General features: G+C 44.4%; 15 protein-coding genes and 1 tRNA gene. All 16 read left to right on the top strand.

The window, feature by feature from the left end:
• The first annotated feature begins 136 nt into the window (after positions 1 to 136).
• The 16 genes from G633_RS0109875 (at position 137) to G633_RS19305 (ending at position 23,052) form a co-directional block, all read left to right on the top strand.
• Positions 137 to 1,330 carry an acetyl-CoA C-acetyltransferase gene (locus tag G633_RS0109875; protein WP_022769658.1) on the top strand — a complete coding sequence of 398 codons (1,194 nt, stop codon included), beginning with the start codon at positions 137 to 139 and terminating at the stop codon, positions 1,328 to 1,330.
• Between the two features lie 79 nt (positions 1,331 to 1,409).
• Positions 1,410 to 2,204 carry an enoyl-CoA hydratase-related protein gene (locus tag G633_RS0109870; protein WP_022769657.1) on the top strand — a complete coding sequence of 265 codons (795 nt, stop codon included), beginning with the start codon at positions 1,410 to 1,412 and terminating at the stop codon, positions 2,202 to 2,204.
• A gap of 41 nt (positions 2,205 to 2,245) precedes the next feature.
• Positions 2,246 to 3,118, top strand: coding sequence for a 3-hydroxyacyl-CoA dehydrogenase NAD-binding domain-containing protein (locus G633_RS0109865; protein WP_022769656.1), 873 nt, complete (start codon positions 2,246 to 2,248; stop codon positions 3,116 to 3,118).
• A gap of 34 nt (positions 3,119 to 3,152) precedes the next feature.
• Positions 3,153 to 4,313 carry an acyl-CoA dehydrogenase gene (locus tag G633_RS0109860; RefSeq protein ID WP_026519798.1) on the top strand — a complete coding sequence of 387 codons (1,161 nt, stop codon included), beginning with the start codon at positions 3,153 to 3,155 and terminating at the stop codon, positions 4,311 to 4,313.
• Between the two features lie 35 nt (positions 4,314 to 4,348).
• On the top strand, positions 4,349 to 5,143 hold the full coding sequence (locus G633_RS0109855) for an electron transfer flavoprotein subunit beta/FixA family protein (protein WP_022769653.1): 795 nt from the start codon (positions 4,349 to 4,351) through the stop codon (positions 5,141 to 5,143).
• A 25-nt stretch (positions 5,144 to 5,168) separates the two neighbouring features.
• On the top strand, positions 5,169 to 6,218 hold the full coding sequence (locus tag G633_RS0109850; RefSeq protein ID WP_026519797.1) for an electron transfer flavoprotein subunit alpha/FixB family protein: 1,050 nt from the start codon (positions 5,169 to 5,171) through the stop codon (positions 6,216 to 6,218).
• A 470-nt stretch (positions 6,219 to 6,688) separates the two neighbouring features.
• A complete protein-coding gene (locus G633_RS19310) occupies positions 6,689 to 7,474 on the top strand; it encodes a hypothetical protein (RefSeq protein WP_155834938.1) in 786 nt (261 codons plus the stop codon).
• A 46-nt stretch (positions 7,475 to 7,520) separates the two neighbouring features.
• The gene (mtnA, locus tag G633_RS0109840; protein WP_026519796.1) at positions 7,521 to 8,633 is read left to right on the top strand and encodes an S-methyl-5-thioribose-1-phosphate isomerase; all 1,113 of its coding nucleotides are present in this window, start codon (positions 7,521 to 7,523) and stop codon (positions 8,631 to 8,633) included.
• An 18-nt stretch (positions 8,634 to 8,651) separates the two neighbouring features.
• Positions 8,652 to 8,981, top strand: coding sequence for a DUF7021 domain-containing protein (locus G633_RS0109835; protein ID WP_026519795.1), 330 nt, complete (start codon positions 8,652 to 8,654; stop codon positions 8,979 to 8,981).
• Between the two features lie 102 nt (positions 8,982 to 9,083).
• Positions 9,084 to 10,100, top strand: coding sequence for an energy-coupling factor ABC transporter permease (locus G633_RS0109830; protein ID WP_026519794.1), 1,017 nt, complete (start codon positions 9,084 to 9,086; stop codon positions 10,098 to 10,100).
• Between the two features lie 45 nt (positions 10,101 to 10,145).
• Complete coding sequence (cbiQ, locus tag G633_RS0109825; RefSeq protein ID WP_242838856.1) at positions 10,146 to 10,892, top strand: cobalt ECF transporter T component CbiQ; 747 nt, start codon at positions 10,146 to 10,148, stop codon at positions 10,890 to 10,892.
• A 17-nt stretch (positions 10,893 to 10,909) separates the two neighbouring features.
• Positions 10,910 to 11,656: an energy-coupling factor ABC transporter ATP-binding protein gene (locus G633_RS0109820; RefSeq protein ID WP_035771034.1), complete on the top strand. Its 747-nt coding sequence runs from the start codon at positions 10,910 to 10,912 to the stop codon at positions 11,654 to 11,656.
• 161 nt (positions 11,657 to 11,817) lie between these two features.
• Entirely contained in the window at positions 11,818 to 12,999 is a 1,182-nt protein-coding gene (locus G633_RS0109815; RefSeq protein ID WP_022769641.1) for an acetyl-CoA C-acetyltransferase, read from the top strand.
• Between the two features lie 10 nt (positions 13,000 to 13,009).
• The gene (locus G633_RS0109810) at positions 13,010 to 14,131 is read left to right on the top strand and encodes an HD domain-containing phosphohydrolase (RefSeq protein ID WP_026519792.1); all 1,122 of its coding nucleotides are present in this window, start codon (positions 13,010 to 13,012) and stop codon (positions 14,129 to 14,131) included.
• 60 nt (positions 14,132 to 14,191) lie between these two features.
• Positions 14,192 to 14,265, top strand: a tRNA-Arg gene (locus tag G633_RS0109805).
• 336 nt (positions 14,266 to 14,601) lie between these two features.
• Entirely contained in the window at positions 14,602 to 23,052 is an 8,451-nt protein-coding gene (locus G633_RS19305) for a pectinesterase family protein (protein ID WP_051200094.1), read from the top strand.
• Positions 23,053 to 23,076: the final 24 nt, after the last annotated feature.

Raw genomic sequence — 23,076 nt, 5'->3', positions numbered from 1 at the left:
TTGCATTTGACTAAGTGCTATGTTACAATGAATCTGTTCTGATAAAAATTTGTCAATCGATTTTAACGCAGGTTTTTGCAGAAGAAACTTAATAAAAACTGGGATCAGAGAGTCCCCAAAATGGAGGTAATACGTTATGGCACAGAAAGTAGTTATAGCTGGTGCAGTCAGAACTGCCATCGGCAAAATGGGTGGAGCCCTCAGCAATACTCCAGCAGCAGAACTTGGTTCAATCGTAATCAAGGAGGCACTTAATCGCGCAGGTGTTAAGCCTGAGATGGTTGATGAAGTACTTATGGGATGCGTTATCCAGGCAGGCCTTGGACAGAACGTAGCAAGACAGGCATCAATCAAGGCTGGTCTTCCTATTGAGACTCCTGCAGTAACACTTAACGTAGTATGCGGCTCTGGTCTTAACTGTGTAAATATGGCAGCTGACCTGATCAAGGCAGGCGAGGCTGATATCGTTGTAGCAGGTGGTATGGAGAACATGTCAATGGCTCCTTACGCACTTCCAAATGCACGTTTCGGATATCGTATGAACAACGGAACACTTGTTGATACCATGGTAAACGATGCTCTTACAGATGCTTTCAATCACTATCACATGATGATCACAGCAGAGAATATCTGCGACAGATGGAACCTTACAAGAGAAGAGCTCGATGAGTTCTCAGCTAATTCTCAGCAGAAGTGCGAGAAGGCTCAGGCTACAGGTGCATTCGATGATGAGATCGTTCCTGTTCCCGTTAAGGTTAAGAAGGAAATGGTTGAGTTCAAGGTAGACGAGGGACCTCGTGCCGGAACAACTGTTGAGACTCTTGCTAAGCTTAAATGCTGCTCAGGCAAGGAAGGCGGACTTGTAACAGCAGGTAACGCATCAGGTATCAACGATGGTGCAGCTGCAGTTGTTGTTATGAGCGAAGAGAAGGCTAAGGAACTTGGAATCAAGCCTATGGCTACATGGGTAGGCGGAGCTCTTGCAGGTGTTGAGCCTGAGATCATGGGTATCGGACCTGTTGCAGCTACAAGAAAGGCTCTTAAGAAGACAGAGCTTACACTTGATGACATCGATCTTATCGAGGCTAACGAGGCATTCGCAGCTCAGTCAGTTGCAGTTGCCAAGGACCTTGGATTTGATATGAGCAAGGTTAACGTAAACGGTGGAGCTATTGCTCTGGGACACCCTGTTGGAGCATCAGGCTGCCGTATCCTTGTAACACTTCTCTATGCAATGGCTAAGAGACCTGAGGCTAAGAAGGGTCTTGCTACACTTTGCATCGGTGGCGGAATGGGATGCGCTACTATCGTAGAGAAGTACGAAGGCTAATCATAAATAATTGTGAACATGGTCTGCGGGGCCCAAAAACCCTGCAGACTATTGTCACGTTTAAAAGGAGGCAAATAGAATGGGTTTTGTAAATTGCGAAGTAAAAGACAAAATTGCTGTAATTACAATCAACAGACCTGAGGCGCTCAACGCCCTGAACTCACAGGTTCTTGATGACCTCGAGGCAGCTTTTGACGGCCTTGATCTCGAGGTAGTAAGAGCTGTTGTTCTTACAGGTGCAGGCGAGAAGTCATTTGTTGCAGGTGCTGATATCGGAGAGATGAGCACTCTTTCAAAGGCAGAGGGAGAAGCTTTTGGCAAGAAGGGTAACGACATCTTCCGCAAGATCGAGCAGTTCCCTGTTCCTGTAATTGCTGCTATCAACGGTTTTGCACTTGGCGGTGGATGTGAGATCTCAATGAGCTGCGATATCCGTATCTGCTCAGAGAATGCTATGTTTGGTCAGCCTGAGGTTGGTCTTGGAATTACACCGGGATTTGGTGGAACACAGAGACTTGCTCGTCTTATCGGCGCAGGAATGGCTAAGCAGCTTATCTACACAGCTAAGAACATCAAGGCTGACGAGGCTTACAGAATTGGTCTTGTAAACGCTGTATATCCTCAGGAAGAGCTCCTTGCAGAGGCTGAGAAGATGGCAAGCAAGATTGCTGCTAACGCTCCTATCGCTGTAAGAGCATGCAAGAAAGCAATCAACGATGGTCTTCAGGTTAACATCGATGACGCTCTTGTAATCGAGGAGAAGCTCTTTGGTTCATGCTTCGAGTCATACGATCAGAGAGAGGGAATGGCTAACTTCCTTCGTAAGAAAGACGACCCGGCTAAGGTTAAGGTTGTAGATTTCCAGAATAAATAACTTCAATCAAAATAGAAAAATCAAATTAGGAGGAATTAGAAATGAAAGTTGCAGTAATTGGCGCAGGAACAATGGGCTCAGGTATTGCTCAGACATTTGCTCAGGCTCAGAGCGTAGAGAAGGTTTATCTTTGCGACATCAAGACTGAGTTTGCTGAGGGCGGATTTGCTAAGATCAAGAAGGGTCTTGATAAGCAGGTTGCTAAGGGAAAGAAGACTCAGGAAGAGGCAGATGCTATCACAGCTAAGATCCAGACAGGTCTTAACGACATCTGTGCAGATGCTGATCTCGTAGTTGAGGCAGCTCTTGAGGTTATGGATATTAAGAAGAATCTTTTTAAGGAGCTTCAGGACAACATCGTAAAGAACCCTGATTGCATCTTTGCTTCAAACACATCTTCACTTTCAATCACAGAGATTGGATCAGGCCTTGCAAAGCCTATCATCGGAATGCACTTCTTCAATCCTGCTCCTGTTATGAAGCTGGTTGAGGTTATCCAGGGTGCTAACACTCCTGATGACATGGTTGATAAGATCAAGAAGATTTCAGAGGATCTTGGAAAGACTCCTGTACAGGTTAACGAAGCAGCAGGCTTTGTTGTAAACAGAATCCTTGTTCCTATGATCAACGAGGGTATCTTTGTTTATTCAGAAGGCGTTTCAGATATCGCAGGTATCGACACAGCTATGAAGCTTGGATGCAACCATCCTATGGGACCCCTTGAGCTGGGCGATTACATCGGTCTTGATATCGTTCTTGCTATCATGGATGTTCTCTACTCAGAGACAGGTGATTCCAAGTATCGTGCTTGCCCTCTTCTTCGTAAGATGGTTCGTGGTAAGAAGCTCGGCGTTAAGACAGGAATCGGCTTCTACAACTATGCAGATGGAAACAAGGTTCCAACAGATAAGTAATAACTCATAAATAATAAATTTGGAGGTTTAAATCATGGATTTTCAGCTTGATCAGCAACATGAAATGGCGAGAGCTCTTTTTAAAGAGTTTGCAGAAAAAGAAGTAAAGCCAAACGCAATAGAGGTTGATGAGACAGAAGTATTCCCTATGGAGACCGTTAAGAAGATGCAGAAATACGGATTCATGGGCATCCCGATTCCTAAGCAGTACGGCGGACAGGGATGTGATCCTCTCACATACATCATGTGCGTAGAGGAGCTTGCAAAGGTTTGCGGAACTACAGCAGTTATCGTATCTGCTCACACATCACTTTGCTGCGATCCTATCATGACATACGGAACAGAGGAGCAGAAGCAGAAATACCTCGTTCCTCTTGCAAAGGGTGAGAAGCTCGGCGCATTCGGTCTTACAGAGCCTATGGCAGGAACAGACGCTCAGGGCGTTCAGACTAAGGCTGTTCTCACAGAAGACGGAAAAGAGTGGGTTCTTAACGGATCTAAGTGCTTCATCACAAACGGTGAGGTTGCAGATATCTACATCATCATCGCTTACACAGATATCGTTGAGGATAAGAGAGGCAGAAAGCAGAAGAAGTTCTCAGCATTCATCGTTGAGAAGGAAACACCCGGATTCACCTTTGGTACAAAGGAGAACAAGATGGGTATCCGCGGATCTTCTACTTACGAGCTTATTTTCCAGGATTGCCACATTCCTGCAGAGAACCTTCTTGGTGCTCGCGGAAAGGGCTTCCCTATCGCAATGCACACTCTTGATGGCGGACGTATCGGTATCGCTGCTCAGGCTCTTGGTATTGCAGAGGGCGCACTCGACAGAACAGTTGAGTATGTAAAAGAGAGAAAGCAGTTTGGTCGTGCTATTGGCCAGTTCCAGAACACACAGTTCCAGCTTGCTAACATGGCTACACAGTGTGAAGCAGCAAGACTCCTTGTTTATCAGGCTGCTGATGCAAAGAAGAATAAGGATGTTTACTCAGTAGAAGCTGCTAAGGCTAAGCTTTTCGCAGCAGAGGTAGCAATGGATGTAACCACAAAGGCTGTACAGCTTCACGGTGGATACGGCTACATCAGAGAGTACGAAGTAGAGAGAATGATGCGTGATGCTAAGATCACAGAGATCTACGAGGGTACATCTGAGGTTCAGAGAATGGTAATCTCTGGTGCATTACTTAAGTAAATCACATCTGATGAATAATAGAAGGAGACGATAAAATGAAAGTTGTAGTTTGCATTAAGCAGGTCCCTGATACAAAGGGCGGCGTTAAGTTCAAACCCGATGGAACATTGGATAGAGGTGCAATGCTTGCAATCATGAATCCTGATGACAAAGCAGGACTTGAGGCAGCACTTAGATTAAAAGATCAGTATGGCGCAGAGGTTACAGTTCTTACAATGGGACTTCCAAAGGCTGACGCTGTACTTAGAGAAGCTCTTGCTATGGGCGCAGATAAGGCAGTTCTTGTAACTGACAGAGTACTCGGCGGCGCTGATACATGGGCAACATCTTCAACTATCGCAGGCGCACTCAGAAACCTTGAGTATGATCTCATCATCACAGGCCGTCAGGCTATCGATGGAGATACAGCTCAGGTTGGACCTCAGATTTCTGAGCATCTTGGAATTCCTGTAATTTCTTATGCTGAGGAGATCAAGGTTGATGAGGCTGCTAAGACTGTTGAAGTTAAGAGACAGTTCGAAGACAGATACCACATCGTTAAGGCTAACATGCCTTGTCTTGTAACAGCTCTTTCAGAGCTCAACGAGCCAAGATACATGACACCGGGTGGAATATTCGATGCATTTGATCAGGAAGTTACCGTATGGGGCAGAGCTGATCTTAAGGATGTAGACGATTCTAACCTTGGACTTAAGGGTTCACCTACACAGATTGCAAAGGCTTCCGATAAGGTTAAGAAGGGTCAGGGCGAGAAGGTTGCTCCTGATTCAGCTGAGGAAGCAGTTGACTACATCGTAGGCAAGCTTAAGGAGAAACACGTAATCTTATAATTTTTGATTGAAAAGGAGAAGAGTCATGTCTTTAGAAGAATATAAAGGTGTATTTATCTTTGCTCAGCAGGTAGACGGCGAGCTTTCAGGCATCGCACTTGAGCTTCTGGGCAAAGCAAAGAGTCTTGCAGAAGACCTTGATGAGAAAAAAGTTACAGCAGTACTTCTTGGAAGCGATGTTAAGGGACTTACTGACAAGCTTGCAGAGTACGGTGCTGACAGAGTTATCGTAGTAGACGATCCTGAACTTAAGGATTACAGAACAGAGCCTTACACACACGCTCTTGCATCTGTTATCAAGGAGTTCAAGCCTGAGATCCTCCTTGTTGGTGCTACAGCCATCGGTCGTGACCTTGGCCCAAGAGTATCTTCAAGAGTACACACAGGACTTACAGCTGACTGTACACAGCTTGATATCGGAGACTTCCCTCTTGAGCCTGTAGAAGGCAGAGAGCAGAAGCACAAACAGCTCCTTATGACACGTCCTGCATTCGGTGGAAACACAATCGCTACCATCGCTTGCCCTGACTTCAGACCTCAGATGGCTACTGTACGTCCCGGCGTTATGCAGAAGATCGATCCTATCAAGGGTGCTAAGGCAGAGATCGTTGATTACAATCCCGGATTTGAGAAGAACGACTGCTACACAGAGATCGTTAAGATCGTTAAAGAGACATCAGCAGTTGCTGATATCCAGGCAGCTAAGATCCTTGTATCAGGTGGCCGTGGTGTTGGATCACCTGAGAACTTCAAGATTCTTGAAGAGCTCGCAGAGGTTGTTCACGGAACAGTTTCCTGCTCTCGTGCAGTTGTAGATTCAGGCTGGAAGCCCAAGGATCTTCAGGTTGGACAGACAGGTAAGACAGTTCGTCCTCAGCTTTACTTCGCAATCGGTATCTCCGGAGCCATCCAGCACGTAGCAGGTATGGAAGAGTCAGATATCATCATTGCTATCAACAAAGATGAGAACGCACCTATCTTTGACGTTGCTGACTACGGTATCGTAGGCGACCTCAACAAGGTAGTTCCTGCTCTTACAAAGAGACTTAAAGAAGAGCTCGCAGCAAAGGGCTGATAGTTGACATGAGATTTAAGGAGAGGCATCGGAGTAATCCGATGTCTCTTTTTTGCATAGGTGATAATTCTACGTTGTTTACAAGTTCTAGTGATTCTGTTATTATTTTTATTGTTCTTATGGGAATCAACCTGGTTCCTGTCAAAAGAGATATCGGTTCTGGTATCGCTATTTCACTGAAATGAAGTGTGTAAATAGGTTCTTGCCAAGTGTTTAAAGATCATTGGGAGGAAAAGTCACACATTTGGTAAATGATGCGGAATATATGCGAAGAAAATTGGTGTATTTCGCTTGTATTTAATACAACTTTAATAACACGTGCAAAAAGACATATAAACTATCGCTTGAAAGTAAGCAGACGCCATATATGTGTGAAAACATGAGCAAAAGCTCGTGTGATATAGGAGTCATCAGAAAAACAAGCGAAAAAGGAAGGAGTAGAATTGCTGAACAGCGACATATTAAATGAATTGAAAAGAGAAGAAAGACAAATAACATATCTTAAGGGTAAACTGACAGAAAATCTTGAGAATGCGCCGGAGGGAAGTCTTAGAGTAAATGGTACAACAGGCAGGAAAACTCAGTTTTATCAGTATATTTCAGAGAATCGTGAAAAGAATGCGGGTGGAATATATTTGGGGAAAGATAAATACGATGTGGCAAAAAAGCTTGCACAAAAGGGATATGACTCGAAAATGCTGGCGTGGGCGCAAAAAGCGGAATATAGGATTCAAAACCTGATCGATTGTTACGAACACAATACGCCTGAAATAATATATAATAATCTGAGTGACATCAAACGCGATTTGGTTGAACCATACTATGTTCCGGATGATGTTTTTCTAGATAACTGGCTCAATAAGTGGCATTGCGGAGGAAATACTTACGACAAAAAGGAGATTATTCTCACCGAGCGAGGTGAGCAGGTAAGATCCAAGTCTGAAAAAATAATTGCAGATAAGCTATATGCTGAGGGGATTCCTTATGTTTATGAGCCCGAGGTGATATTGACTGATGGTGAAAGGGTTTATCCGGACTTTGCGACTCTCAATGTCAGAACAAGAAAAGAATTCTTTTTGGAGCATTTTGGCAAGATGGATGAGCTTAGATATTGCAGAAGGAATATCCGGAAGATTGAAGAATACGCTCTGAGTGGATATACCTTAGGAGATGGGCTCCTTGCTACATTTGAAACTAACGGAAGTATTTTTGATGCCAGATATCTTGATCTATTGGTAAATCGATACCTGAAATAAATGTGAAAACATGCAATAAAAACACAGACGTGAAAGGAATTGTTAGATGAAGAGTATTTTAGATTACGAAACAGTATCACTTATCGATGAGGATGACGTTCTGGAGATCATTGACCAGACGCTGCTTCCCGGCAAGATTGAGATCATAAGACTTCATACGGCAAAAGAGATCTGGGATGCAATCTACCTGTTGCAGGTAAGAGGCGCACCGGCTATCGGAGTAAGTGCCGGTATGGGACTTTATCTTTTGATGAAGCATTCCAAGGCTCAAAGCTATGATGAGTTCATGAAGGAGCTTGATGAAAAGAGCGATTACCTGAATTCATCCCGTCCCACAGCAGTCAATCTGTCCTGGGCGCTTAAGCGCATGAAAGCTCACGTTGAAAAAGTCTACGCCAAAATGAGCCCTAGGGACGGAGTCAGTGGCTCATTTTCAGATGCTGTTCGTCCTAAGCTGATAGTCGAGATGCGTGATGAGTGCCAGCGTATCAAGCAGGAGGATATTGATGTTTGCCGCAGGATCGGTGAGTACGGCGTAACTCTTGTAAAGGACGGAGACGGTATTCTCACACACTGCAACGCAGGTCAGCTTTGCGCCTGCAAGTATGGAACAGCTACAGCGCCTATGTATCTTGCGCATGAAAAGGGCTACAACATCAAGGTGTACTGTGATGAGACAAGGCCTCTTTTACAGGGAGCAAGGCTTACTGCATTTGAGCTCCATTCTGCTGGAATTGATACGACTCTTTTGTGCGACAACATGTCTGCATCACTTATGAAGAGCGGTGCTGTAAACGTGATATTCACAGGTTGTGACAGGGTTGCTGCGAACGGCGATGCAGCCAACAAGATCGGAACCAGCATGGTTGCTCTTGCTGCAAAGAGATACGGTGTTCCTTTCTATATCTGCGCGCCTACATCTACAATCGATATCAACACTCCCACCGGAGCTGATATCAACATCGAGCAGAGAAAGCCTGAAGAAGTCACCGAGATGTGGTACAAAGAACGCATGGCGCCTGAAGGTATTAACGTTTACAATCCTGCATTTGATGTAACAGACAACGAGCTTATCGCAGGTATCGTAACTGAGTACGGTATACTTCATGCTCCATACGATGAGGCTATACGAAAGCTCTTTTCCGAAATCAAAAAATAATTACAGGTGGGTTAGAACATGGGACTTATAGGTGTTCCTATTTTGGGATATATCGATCTGACTACAGGTAAGCGCAGCGATACCAGAGCTTCTCTTAGCTATGTTGTAGCTGAAAAAGAATATGACAGAAAGACAGTATTTGGCCTCTTTGAAAAAGATAAAGCCTACAGGATAAAGGGGCTTGCAGCAAAGAAGCTCGATGAAGGACCTGAATATGTCAATAATCCACACAGGCTCGGTGGAATCTATATTCTTGAGCTTTTGGAAAAAGACATTAAGGATGAATATCTGGATAAGTTGCTGGCAGAATTTGACGAGCCTGTTATTATTACAGATATCCCGGATTAATAAATAAAATTTCATCCCCCCGGGGGGCTTGTACGCCTATGCACAGCCCAATATACTGTACTAGTGATATGAATAATTATTAGTACCGAGGGGGACAATCATATGCATATGGCAGACGCCTTAGTGGCACCGGCAGTTGCGGGAACAATGTATGTTTTATCAGCATCTGCAGCGACAGTATCAGTTAAAAAAGTAAGAGAAGAAAACGATCCAAAGAAGATTCCTGTAATGGGAGTTATGGGTGCATTTGTATTCGCAACCCAGATGCTCAACTTCACAATTCCGGGAACCGGCTCATCGGGACATCTGTGCGGTGGTATGATGCTTTCTGCACTTTTGGGACCTTACGCAGGTTTCCTTACCATGATAGGAGTACTTCTGGTTCAGTGCCTGTTATTTGCTGACGGAGGACTGCTTGCCCTGGGCTGTAATATATGGAATATGGCCTTTTACGGGTGCTTTATAGGGGCTCTCCTGATATGGAAGCCAATAATGAAGAAAGGAGCAAGCAGAGCTAAGATTGCGCTCGCATCTATCCTTGGATGCGTTCTTACCTTGCAGCTTGGTGCATTCTCTGTTACGCTGGAGACTCTTGCTTCGGGAGTTACAGAGCTTCCATTCTCTGTATTTCTTGCAACAATGCAGCCTATACATCTTGCGATCGGATTTGTTGAAGGCCTTATAACAGCAGCTGTACTTATATTTGTACATGAAGCAAGACCTGAGCTTTTATGGGGTGTTGGTGAGAGCACAGAAGTTAAAGAAGGAAAGCTCAGCTTTAAAAATACAATCATCGTAATAGCAATTTTGGCAGCTCTTGCAGGCGGAATCGTATCTTTATTCGCATCTGCATTCCCTGACGGCCTTGAGTGGTCAATGGAGCAGGTTGCAGGAACAACAGAGCTTGAGGCAGACGGCGGTGTTTATGACACAGCAGCAGGAATTCAGGATGCCACATCTCTTTTACCAGATTATGCATTTAAGGACAGCGAATCAGCAGCCGGTACAAGCTTCTCGGGTATTGTGGGATCATTGGTTGTAGTTGGCGTTATGGTTGGTGCAAGCTACGCATTCAGATTCTTTAAGAAGAAAGAGGAGCCTGATTCTGCCAGTGCTTGATATGGCAGAGGTTTTATGGAGTCTATTGAAAAACAGCTACATGAAATGAATAAACTTCAGAATCTGCAGCAGCGTTCTCATTGGATGAACAGGATTCATCCATTGGGAAAGCTGCTTGTTTGCGTTACATACATTTTGTTTGTAGCATCCTTTAACAAGTATGACTTATCAGGAATGATAATGATGGCAGTGTTCCCTGCCTTTGGATTTATTGCCGGAGAGTTGTCCCTTAAGGATGGACTCTACAGGATGAGGCTGATCCTTCCGCTGGTGTTGTTTGTGGGAATATTTAACCCCTTCTTCGACAGACAGGTGGTGGCGCAGATACCTCTTTTCCCCGGATTTAAAGTTACCGGCGGTATGATTTCCATGGTGACGCTGATGCTAAAGGGATTCTACAGCATACTCTCCGCATATATTTTAATTGCGACAACGTCGATTGAGCAGATCTGCTATGCGCTGCGCCTTTTGCATATTCCGAAGATAATAGTCATCGTTATTCTGCTTATCTACAGATACTTCGGCCTTATGGGCAATGAAGCGGACAGGATAACAACGGCATATATGCTCAGGGCTCCGAGGCAGAAGGGTATTAACTACAAAGCCTGGGGAACGCTGGTGGGACAGTGGCTTCTTCGCAGCATGGACAGGGCAGGAAATGTCTATGAGAGCATGGTGCTCAGAGGCTTCAAGGGTGATTTTAATGTGCAAAAGAGATCTCCAAAAGCCTTTGATCACATCTACCCCCTGGTTTGGATAGCTGCGTTTATTGTTATAAGATTTATTGTTTGATCTGGAAGGAAAAAGAGATGCATACCGGAATTAGCGGAGAACTGCTGAAAATAAAAGATTTGAGTTTTACCTATGAGGATGGGAATAAGGTTTTGGATGGTCTTAATCTCACAGCTCACGATGGCGAGAGCATAGGAATCGTCGGGGCTAACGGAATTGGGAAATCCACTCTGATGAAGCTGCTTGTGGGGCTGTACCTTAATTATGAGGGCGAGCTGGAAGTGGCAGGACATCCCGTAAACAAAAAGAATCTGAGCCATATCAGAGAACATGTCGGATATGTTTTCCAGGACTCTGACAGTCAGCTGTTTCTCTCAACTGTGGGAGAGGATGTTGCCTTCGGACCTCAGAACTACGGGCTTTCTGACGAAGAGGTGAAAAGACGTGTCGATGAGGCACTTGATAAGGTCCACATTTCTCACCTTAGGAATAAGCACAATTACAAGCTCTCGGGCGGTGAGAAAAAGCTTGCTGCCATAGCTACAATCCTTTCCATGGAGCCGGATATCATCATAATGGATGAACCGTCGATTGCATTGGACCCCAGGAACAGGCGAAATCTTATAGGGATATTAAATGAGATCAAGGCACTTAAGATAATCACATCCCATGACCTTGATTTCATAATGGATACCTGTTCGAGAGCTCTTTTACTAGATGAAGGACGCATTATTGCAGACGGCAGCGTAAAAGAGATTCTTACGGATAAAAAGCTGCTTGAAGAACATGGTTTGGAACTTCCGCTGAGTTTGACAAACAGATAGAGATATTGGGCGCAGGCACGTAAGCCGGCGCCTTTTTCTTTTCTGAAAATTATCTAAAATACGTTGAGGGGCATACTTTCAGGTGTTAAAATGTATATGTATGAGTGGCGCTAGCAGCACCAATTAAAACAAATGTACAAATATCATGGAGGAAAATTATAATGGCAAGAAAGGTAGTTTTAGCGGGAGCATGCAGAACAGCGATCGGAACCATGGGTGGAGCACTTTCAACAACACCTGCTCCGGCACTTGGAACAATTGTAATCAAGGAAGCACTTAAAAGAGCCGGTGTAAAGCCGGAACAGGTTGATGAAGTATATATGGGCTGCGTTATTCAGGCAGGACTCGGACAGAACCCGGCCAGACAGGCAGCTGTAAATGCAGGAATTCCCGTTGAAGTTCCTGCAACAACAATAAACGTTCTCTGCGGATCAGGTCTGCACTGCGTAAATCTCGCAGCCAAGCTCATCGGAATGGGTGATGCGGACATTATCGTGGCAGGTGGTATGGAGAACATGTCAATGGCTCCCTACCTTATGCAGCAGGGACGTTACGGATACCGTATGGGTTCCGGAGAACTTCAGGATGCGATGATCAAGGATGCGCTTACAGATGCTTTTGGCGGATATCACATGGGTATCACAGCTGAGAACATCGCAGAGCAGTGGCATCTTACAAGGGAGCAGCTCGATGAGTTTGCAGCATGGTCACAGAACAAGGCAGAGAAGGCCATTGCAGAGGGCAAATTCAAGGAAGAGATCGTTCCTGTAGAGATCAAGAAAAAGAAAGAGACCATCATCTTTGATACAGATGAGGGACCAAGAAAGGGCGTTACAGTAGAGGGCATTTCCCATCTTAAACCTGCTTTCAAGAAGGACGGCGGAGTTGTTACAGCAGCCAATTCGTCAGGCATCAACGACGCTGCTTCAGCAATCATCGTTATGAGTGAGGAGAAGGCAAAAGAGCTTGGAGTTAAGCCTCTTGGTACCTGGATCGCCGGAGAGCTTGCAGGCGTTGAGCCCAGAATCATGGGTATCGGACCTGTGGCAGCAACACAGAAAGTTATGAAGAAAGCCGGATATTCAATCGGTGATTTCGATCTTATAGAAGCAAACGAAGCTTTTGCAGCTCAGTCAGTAGCTGTACAGCATGACCTTGGATTCTCAAAAGACGTCCTTAACGTAAACGGAGGAGCTATTGCTCTTGGTCATCCCGTTGGATGCTCAGGAAACAGAATCCTGGTAACACTTCTTTACGAGATGCAAAGACGCGATGTTCACAAGGGACTTGCTACTCTTTGTGTCGGCGGTGGAATGGGATGCGCAGCTATAGTAGAACGTTGATGGAGGCCCTATGGCAGATCGTTCAATTCTTGTAGTTGATGATAACGAGATCAACAGAGGAATTCTCGGAGAGATCTTTAAAGACAAATATAATATCCTTGAGGCCGGCGACGGCCTCGAGGCTCTTAAGATAATGGAGGAGAATGAAGGAAAGCTCGCAGCAGTTCTCCTTGATATTGTCATGCCTGAGATGGACGGTTATCAGGTCCTTGAGGAGATGGGCAAAAGGGATAACTTAAATGATGTTATTCCTGTTCTGATGATCACAGCCGACACCTCTACAGAGGCAGAACGTGCAAGCTACCAGAAGGGTGCAGCGGATGTTATTCACAAACCCTTTGATCCTATCATCGTTGACAGGCGTGTCTCAAGAAATATTGAGCTCTATGACCACAAGAATAACTTAGAGAGCCAGATTGATGATCAGACCAGAGTCTTAAAGAAGCAGTTCATCTACCTGAAAAAGCAGGAAGAGAAGCTTAAAAACAGCAACGAAAAAGTCATAGACACCATTGCGACCATAGTAGAATTCAGAAGCATGGAGTCAAGTTATCATTTAAAGAGGATAAAGGGATTTGTCAGAATCCTTGCCCTCACAGCAATGAATAACTATCCGGAATTGGGACTGACACCTCACCTTGTAGATGTTATTACTCAAGCTTCGGCTATGCATGATATCGGTAAGATATCCGTTCCGGACTCAATCCTTCTTAAGCCCGGCAAGCTCACCAATGAGGAATTTGATCTGATGAAATCTCATACCACCCGTGGAAGTGAGATCATTGAGCTCTTAAAAGACGTTCAGGACAAAGAGTACTATGAAATGAGTCTGGATATCTGCAGACACCACCATGAGAGATATGATGGAAGAGGTTATCCTGACGGACTTAAAGGTGAAGAAAATTCTATTGGAGCTCAGCTTACAGCACTGTCGGATGTATATGATGCGCTGGTCAGCGATCGTGTTTACAAGGCAGCCTTCCCTATGGATAAGGCCTATGAGATGATCAAGGACGGAGAGTGCGGAGTGTTCAATGAAAAGCTCCTGGCCTGCTTTGAATTTGCAAGGCCGGATATGGAGAAACTGGTCCTTGAGACCAAGGCTGCAGAGGCAGCAGATAAGAATATGTAAATTTTCTTGACAAAGCCTGTCGGCATGAATATAATATTATTTGTTGCCGATATGGCTCATGTGCGTGTAGCTCAGCTGGATAGAGCGTCTGGCTACGGACCAGAAGGTCGTGGGTTCGAATCCTGTCACGCACACTCATAAAGCGATTACATCATTTGATGTGATCGCTTTTTTGTTGTCCGTTTTTATTCCCCGAAAAAGCCATGGAAACTGGAATTTATTAAAATAATCTAAAATGCTTTTAACTTTTTGATACCCTCATGAAAACGCTAACACTAAAAAATGCACAATTATTATCTTGAAATTTTGTTTATTAATTAGTCAATATGGTGAAAAAATCTTTCGTTTTCCCCTTGTTTTAGTCAAAGTGACTATGATAAGATAAGGTCACGTTCTGAAAATAATGTAAGCGTTTACATTATTAAAAAACTATAAACAGAGTTTTATGGGGAACAAACGGGAGGAACAATATGTCAAAAAAGAGAAGAAAGGGCGGAATCGGAGCGAAGTTTTTTGCTGCAGTTCTTACTGCTGCACTGACGTTTTCCAATGTTTCGATGGCTCTGCCCGGAGGAATGACACTGGCGGAGGAGGAGACTCTTTTGCAGGCGCAGACTTTCAGTGAGATTAAAGAGGAAGTTGACACTGAATCTGTGACAAAAGATGCTGAAGTCCAGGCAGCTTCTTCAGATTCTGCGACTACTGAGACTTCGGAAGTCGAAGTAAAGAAGGCAGACGCTGAAGCTTCTGAGAACGAAGCCCAGACAGATTCTGCTAATGAGGGATCTGTAGCAGTTGATGGAACTGAGGACCTTGTGGAAGTTAAATTTGAGCTTCAGGGAATCGCTGATGATGACCTTGAGAGCTTTAAGAAGGATGCTGTGATAAGCTGCATACCTGAGGATGGTTCTGAGACAAAGACAGTTTCATTCAATGATGACGGAAGCTATTCTGTTAAGGTGAAGAAATTTGTGACATATGCACTTGAACTTACAGGAGTGGATAATTACAAGCTTCTTACTCTTAACTTTGAACAGATGAATGTTGCAGATGATCAGGATCCTGTTGTTCTTAGTTTTGAAGCTGTTGCTACTGAGAATACAGGTAACGAAGTGTCTGAAGATACAACTGAAAATGACAGGAACTTTGATGCTGACAAGGCTGATGTATGGGATTTCGGCGCAGAAGATCTTGGCGATGATTATAACAACAGACTTGATGTTGACACTATAAATGGATTTTATGGTGATGTGGCTGCAGGTTCAACTGGAGTAAATATTGCTTCATTTTCTGTTGATGACGGCGATTTTGAGTTTAATGATGGTGGTTATCCTACAACCCACAGACTCAGGACAACTAATACCGAGCTGACCAGATATGATGCTAAGAGCCTCAAGGATGAGGATGGTAATGTATATGGCGGTTACATTTATTCAAATAAGGGCAGCACAGATGGCGTGTATGTTGCTCTTGAATGCGAAGCTGATGATACAATCACAGCTTTTGTTGCAAGTAACGGAACAGATTCCGAAGTACATTTCAGAAATGTTAATGATGCTTCTGATGACGCTTCTTATGTTCACACTCTTGGAAGCGGCACTGCTTCAAAGATGGTATTTTATCCATCAAGTGACGGTAAGTACAAGCTCTTTTCCGCAACAGAAAAGCTCGTACTTGCAAGGGTTATCCGCGAGCATGCACAGTACAGCACACTTACAGGTACTGTAAACGGATATAACGGAAAAGACACTTTAGAAGTTGTATTTACAAACAAGGCTAACGGAAATGTTGTTAAGGCAGACGTTTCTAATGGAGCATTTGTCGCAACACTTGCGGAAGGCTTTGAATATGAACTCTCTCTTGAGGGAGCAGATGATTATGCGATCGTTTCTCCCAAGACTGTATCAATCAGTGGTGATGAGAGCATTGATCTTGATCTTGTTGGCGTAGAGCTTGTAAATGTTTCGGGTAAACTTACAGGTATTGCAGCTGATGATGCTGAGAATTTCGTTGCAGCAGCAGAGTTTACTTTTAAGCCACAGGATGAGGATTCTGTATATGTACCTAAGATCAGCCTTCAGTCTGAGGGTTCAGATATCTACTATGACCTTAAGCTTCAGAGTGGCGTAACATACGATGTGGCTGTTGCTGATAGGGAAGATACCACTACAGAGAGTTTTGCAGCTGTAGAAGATTATGACCTCGTAACAAAAGAGCTTACTGTTTCAAAGGATAACAGCAACCTGAATATCGAGTTTGAAGCAAAGCCTGTTTACAAGGTTACAATTTCTCCTAAGGGAGCTACACTTGCTGATCTTGCGGATGCAACTTTTACATTCACAAGACTTGATGCAGAAAACGGATTTGAGCCTGACGGCTATGTATATGAGTTTACAGGAACTAACAATATTGCACTCAGAGACGGACAGTACGTTGTTGAAGTAACAGGCGCAGGAGCTTTTGTCCAGAAGCGTACAAGTGACCTTGTAGTTAACGGCTCTGATGTGGTAAAAGAGATTTCTTTTGCCTCAGACATTACTGAATGGAACTTCAGTGATGCAGCCTTTGCAGCCAAGTTTGCAAACGCTACATCAGGCACATACAACGGCCTTTCCTGGACAAACGGAAAATCACACAATGCGACTTACCTCTATTCAGGCGCGGGAACAATTTCTGTTCCTGTAAAGGGAGATTGCAAGATCCAGGTAACCGGCAATTATCAGTATTCTTATTATTTTGAAAATGAGAATGAGAGTTCTGTAAATGTTAAAACCGGATCCACAAGTCAAAATGATACATTTGAGTATGACTATAAGGGTGGCGAAGGCTCTTTTGACATAACAGTTCTTGGAACTTCTTATATAACCAAGATTGCTACTGTATATCAGACAGAGTACAAGTCAGAGCTAAAGGTTGGTGCATCAGATGATGCTGACTTTGCAACCATCGGCGAAGCTCTTGAAGCTGTAAGGCTCATGGACAGAGATGGCAAGAGAGTTACCATCAGCATTGAACCCGGCAACTATGAAGAGATGCTGGTTGTCGATGTTCCTAATGTGACTCTTAAGAATGCAAGCTCTGCACCCAGCATTGCTCTTACAGATCAGGGTGTTGGCATTGATCCTAACGCAGTTCGTATTACCTGGTACTACGGACATGGATACACATATTACAGTATGGGTAGTGACTGCAAGTACGATGAGGAACTGCTGGCAGTTAACAAGGCTAACGGATATGCTTCATTCGAAAATCCCGGATCAGGCACAACAGCAGGAAGCTACTGGAACGCTTCAGTTATAGTAAGTGCTGAAGGATTTGAGGCAGAAGGCATTATCTTCGAGAACTCTTTCAACCAGTATATGTCTGAGAAGGCAGCAGAGGACGTTATCGTTCCTCAGAGCGGTGCAAAAGAGGGATCTGTTGCCCGTTCATCTATGGCAGCAGGTGACGTGACCGTTCAGGACAAGAAGTACGTTGAGAGAGCTGCAGCTCTTGCTATGACAAGTTCTGCAAAAGAAGCTTTCTTTGATAACTGTGCATTCATCGGACGACAGGATACACTTTACGGCGCGGTAGGCACAACAGCAGGTTTCTATGACTGCGATGTATACGGCGGAACAGATTTTATCTTTGGTGGTATGACAGCAGTATTTGCTAAGTGCGACCTTGTTATGAACACCAGTGAAGACAAGAATGATGTTTCTTACATAACAGCAGCACAGCAGGGATCAGCATCAGCGCGTGGATACCTGATGTACAACTGTACTGTTAAGAGCACAGAGCCCGGTGTTAACACAGCATCCAAGTATGCTTCAAAGCCCGGATTCTTCGGAAGGCCTTGGGCAGCAAACACATCAGAAGTAGTATTCTTTGATACTGTTGTTGAGGCTACAAACTGGAAACTTGGTTCAGATGGCAAGACATATACATATGATGCAGACTCTACAGTTTCACTGATCCAGCCGGCAGGATGGAATGCATCTCTTACCGGAGAGTCAGCAAGAAATGTTGAGTACGGCACCTATGAAGTATCAGGCGAGAACAACGCGGTAGAGCGTGTTACATGGGCGCAGCAGCCTAAAGAAGCTGTTTGCGCAGATGGCACTGTGATCAGCACAGAAGCTTTCCTTGGAGATTTCAATCCATTTGAAGGAAAAGACATGACGATCACCTTCCCTGATGGATCAACAGGAGAGGTTCCTGTAGCAGAGGATGAGCCGGTTGCTTCCACAACTTCAAAGTTTGTGTTTGAGTCATCTGCTCTTACTGCTTTTGCAGCAGGTGCTAAGGCAGACGGAGAGACTGAGACAGCCGGAACCGAGGGTTATTTCACTCTTATCTACAGTGCAAAGAGTAAGGTTGATTCAAGTTCCAAGACATGGGAAGACGATTATACATCCGCTCAGAGGGTTAACTTTGGCGGAGTAGCATCTACCGAGAAGAATGCGGTTAAGTTTACAACATCCAATTCCGCAACTGTTAAGGTTTGGTGGGCATGCGGAGATGCCGGTCGCCAGATGACAATACTTAACGGATCCGGAGAGGCGGTTGCGACTACTGAAGAAGCAGCAGTTAAGAATGCACCATACATTTCAACACTTAAGGTTGATGCAGCCGGAACATACTTCCTTGGTGGTGTTGTCGGAAACAACTACATATTCAAGATTGAAGTAGAAGAAGATACGGTAGCAGAGCCTGTAGAATATGTAATTGAAGCATCTTCATTTGATACTTTTGCAGCAGGTGCAAAGGCTGATGGCGAGGAAGTAAAGGGTGGAACAGACGATTACTTCTCAGTTATCTTCAGCGCAAAGTCAAAGGTTGATACAAGCTCAAAGACCTGGGAAGATGGCTATGCTTCAGGTGTGAGATTTAATCTTGGTGGCAAGGCTACCACAGATATGAACTCTATAAAGTTCACCACTTCTTCAGAAGCTACAGTAGAAGTTTGGTGGGTAGAAGGCGGAGATGACAACCGCCAGATGGCAATCCTTAATTCAGCAGGAGAAACAGTTGCCATAACAGAGGGTACATATACCAAGAATTCTCCTTACTATTCGTCATTTAAGCTCTCTGACGCCGGAACTTATTACCTTGGCGGCGCTACAAACAACAACTACATTTTCAAGGTTAAGGTTACGGACGGAGCTCCTACAGAGGTAGTAAAGGCTGACTGGAGCAGCGTTGCAGCTCCTGTTATTGAGAGTGTTGCTCTTGATACAGAAGATGAGGGTAAGATAGTTATTACCGTTAAGGCGGTTATTGGCACAGACGGAGGAGATAAGCTTGAACTCGACTGCCTTGATTCAGATGATCAGATAGTTACAACACTTAGATCTTCAGCTGAAAAGGATGAGTTTGAATTTACGTTTGCTCCTACAAAATCAGGAGACTACCATTTTGTTGCAGCTCTTTTAAGAGATGATGAGGAGACAATAAAGACAAGCAATGATGAAAAGATCAGTTTTGTTTATCCTCTGACAGCTCCGGCATTTAAGAGTGTTGTCAATAAAGGAGAAGGCACGCTGCAGGTTAAGTTCTACTCTGTAGCAGAGGCAACAAGTTATACAATCGTTGCAACAAATAAGACAAACGCAGATAGTAAATCTTCAAGAGATACATACAAGCCAAGCGAGGTTGTGGATAACGTTAAGACTGAGTATTCATATACTTTTGTTGGACTTGATGTTGGTGATACCTATGAGATTTCACTTACTGCAACAAGAGACAGAGAAGAAGACGGAAAGGCAGTAACAGATACATCCAAGACAACAACCGTAGAGAAAGTTGTTACGGCAGAGTCTGAGCGTGAGTGGGTATTCTCAGCCTTTGGACAGGGCGTTTCTACAGGAAGCAACTGTGGATACACAGAAAATGAAGACGGAACAATAACTGTTTGGAATACAGGAAGTAAGGGCAAGCTGGTTCCTGCAAGTACAGACGGACTTTGCTACTACTATACATCAGTTCCTTCTGATATGAACTTTACCTTTACTGCAACAGCAACCATTGATTCCTGGACATTTACAAACGGACAGGAAGGCTTCGGTATCATGGCTGCAGACAGAGTCGGTGTAAACGGAGATAGCAGCGTATTCTGGAATAACTCCTACATGGCATCCGGAACAAAGGTTGAGTATTTCTATGACACTGAAAAGGGCGAAGCTACTGAAGATGACACAAAAGCTAAGATCACAATGAAAGATGGACTTGGCGCTCAGCAGAAAGTAGGTGTTACAAAAGAAAACCTCGCTCGCTTAGAGGCGAACGATACAGCAACTGTTACCGGAGAGTTCTCATCCAAGATGTATCCTCTCGAGAGCTCATGCGGTGCAAACGGAGCCGGAACATATAACCTCTTTGGAAATGCTACTGCAGCAGTTCCCGGAACAGTTGAGAATCCTCTTACAACAGTAAGGCTTCGTATTCAGAAGAACAATACAGGATACTTTGTAAGCTACCTTGATGGCAATGACAATGTTATTGCTACAAAGAAGTTCTATGATACAGAGGCTCTTTCAAATCTTGATGAGAACAATGTATATATCGGAGTATTTGCATCAAGAGCAGCGAAGGCAACCTTCAGTGATATTGAACTTGTGCTTACAGATCCTGCAGACGATGCTCCTGCAGAGGAGAGAGAAATTGAATATGTAGTACCGAGCTACAAGATAATCTCAGCTACATATTCAAATACAGCTAAATATGAGCTTCAGTACACAGGAAACGCTGACGGTGTACTTACAATTACCGATGCATCAGGAAAAGAGCTTGTAAGTGCCAAGGAAGTTAAGGAGAGCGAAGTTGTAAGCGTTACAACAAAGCTTGTTAAGGGCGATAACAAATTTACAATAAAGTTCATCCCTGACGAGTTCTTTAACCCTGAAAACGATGAGTACAAGAAACTTTCATCTTATGAGATGGCTGAGTTCACACACACTGTAAGATATGCAACCATCAATAGCGATGAAAAGGTTTATGTATCACAAAACGGTAAGTCAGATGCAAGAGGAACACAGGCTGACCCTGTAGATATCTATACAGCTGTTAAGTATGTACAGCCCGGTCAGACAATTTTCCTTGCAAGCGGAACTTATAATCTGACAAAGACAGTTACAATTGACAGAGGAATTGACGGAACACCTGATAAGCCAATCAATATGGTTACTGATGGCGGAAGAGCAATCTTCGACTTTGGAACAAAATGTGCAGGATTCATTCTTGCAGGTAATTACTGGTACATTAGTGGAATTGATTGCACCAAGTCAGCCAATGGACAAAAAGGTATTCAGGTATCCGGAAGTCATATTACTCTTAACAATATCCGTACATACGAGAACGGAAACACAGGTATCCAGGTAAGCAGATATCTCTCATCAGATAGCAGAGACCTCTGGCCTTCATACGACCTAATCCTCAACTGCACATCTTACAGCAATGCAGATGCAGGCTATGAGGATGCAGACGGATTTGCTGCCAAGCTTACATGTGGCGAAGGTATCGTATTTGATGGATGTATTGCCTACAACAACGCTGATGATGGTTGGGATCTCTTTGCAAAGGTAGAGACAGGCTCAATCGGTCAGGTTACAATCCAGAACTGCGTGGCATTTGATAACGGATATGGCGTTGACGGAACAAATGAAGGAAACGGTAACGGATTCAAGATGGGTGGTTCAAGCATTGCCGGCAACCACAAGCTCATTAACTCTGTTGCATGGTGCAACAAGGCTAAGGGTATTGATTCCAACTCAGGCCCTGATATTCAGGTTTACAACTCAACATCCTTCAACAACGGATCAAACAACGTGGCTCTTTATACAAACGACACAGCTAATACCAACTACTATGTGGACGGAGTAATGTCCTACAGGACAGAGAACACCGGAACAAGCGAGAACATCAAGCCTAAGGGAACACAGGATACAAACAACATCTATGGAACACTTAACTTCTTCTGGCAGGATGGAAAGTCCTCAAATAAGGACGGTCTTACTGTAACAGATGACTGGTTCGTATCACTTTCAGCACCTAAGGCTGATGCACAGAATCCTATTGCGGTTGCTGAGAGACTTAGGAATGCAGACGGTTCAATTGATCTTGGCGACTTCATGAAACTCTCCGAGACAGGTATTGCAGCCCTTGCAAGTGCAGGTCTTGATGCAAAAGACATTGTGGCTGACCTCGGCGGTGACTACGAAGCAATTCAGTATGAGAGAGACATTAACGGCTCATCTGAGGCTGCTGAGAAGGATAAAGAGAATCAGGAAGATGAAGAGCCGGGAAGCTCAAGCTCAGGTTCAGGAAGTTCTTCAGGATCAGGCAGCGGATCAAGCTCAGGAAGCGGATCTTCAAGTAGCTCAGGAAGCTCTTCAAGTGAGTCAGGCAGCAGTGATTCCGGCAGCAGTGATTCAGGAAGCTCAAGCAGCACCAGTGGATCAGGCAGCACCGGAAGCGCTTCAGGAAGTGGCTCAACATCCGGATCAACAACAGGTTCCACAACCGGTGGCTCAACAGGAACCGGCACAGGAACAACAACCGGTGGATCAACAGGAACAACAACTGGAGGATCAACAGGTACAGGAACAACAACCGGTGATTCATCAGAAAACGGTACAGGAACATCTACAGAGACAACAACCGGCGACAACACCGGAAATGCCGGAAATACAGACAATACCGGAAATACCGGTAGCGGAGACAACCAGACTGTAGATAACACCACAGGCGGTACTGATGGTCAGCAGACAATTACTGATGAACAGACTCCTACAACAGATACACCTGATTCACAGAATAAACCTGTATCACCTGTACTTCCAATCGCAGGGGCAGCAGTTCTTGTAATTGCAGCAGTTGCTATTGCCATCAAGACAGGATTTTTAGCAAAGCTCCTTGCAATCCTTCATATCATTAAGTAATGCGGTTTTGCATTTACTGCACAC

This window comes from Butyrivibrio sp. FCS006, from assembly GCF_000424525.1.
Taxonomy (GTDB): domain Bacteria; phylum Bacillota; class Clostridia; order Lachnospirales; family Lachnospiraceae; genus Butyrivibrio.
The sequence above is the reverse complement of the archived record's forward strand: the minus strand, read 5'-3'. Positions and strand labels throughout refer to the sequence as shown.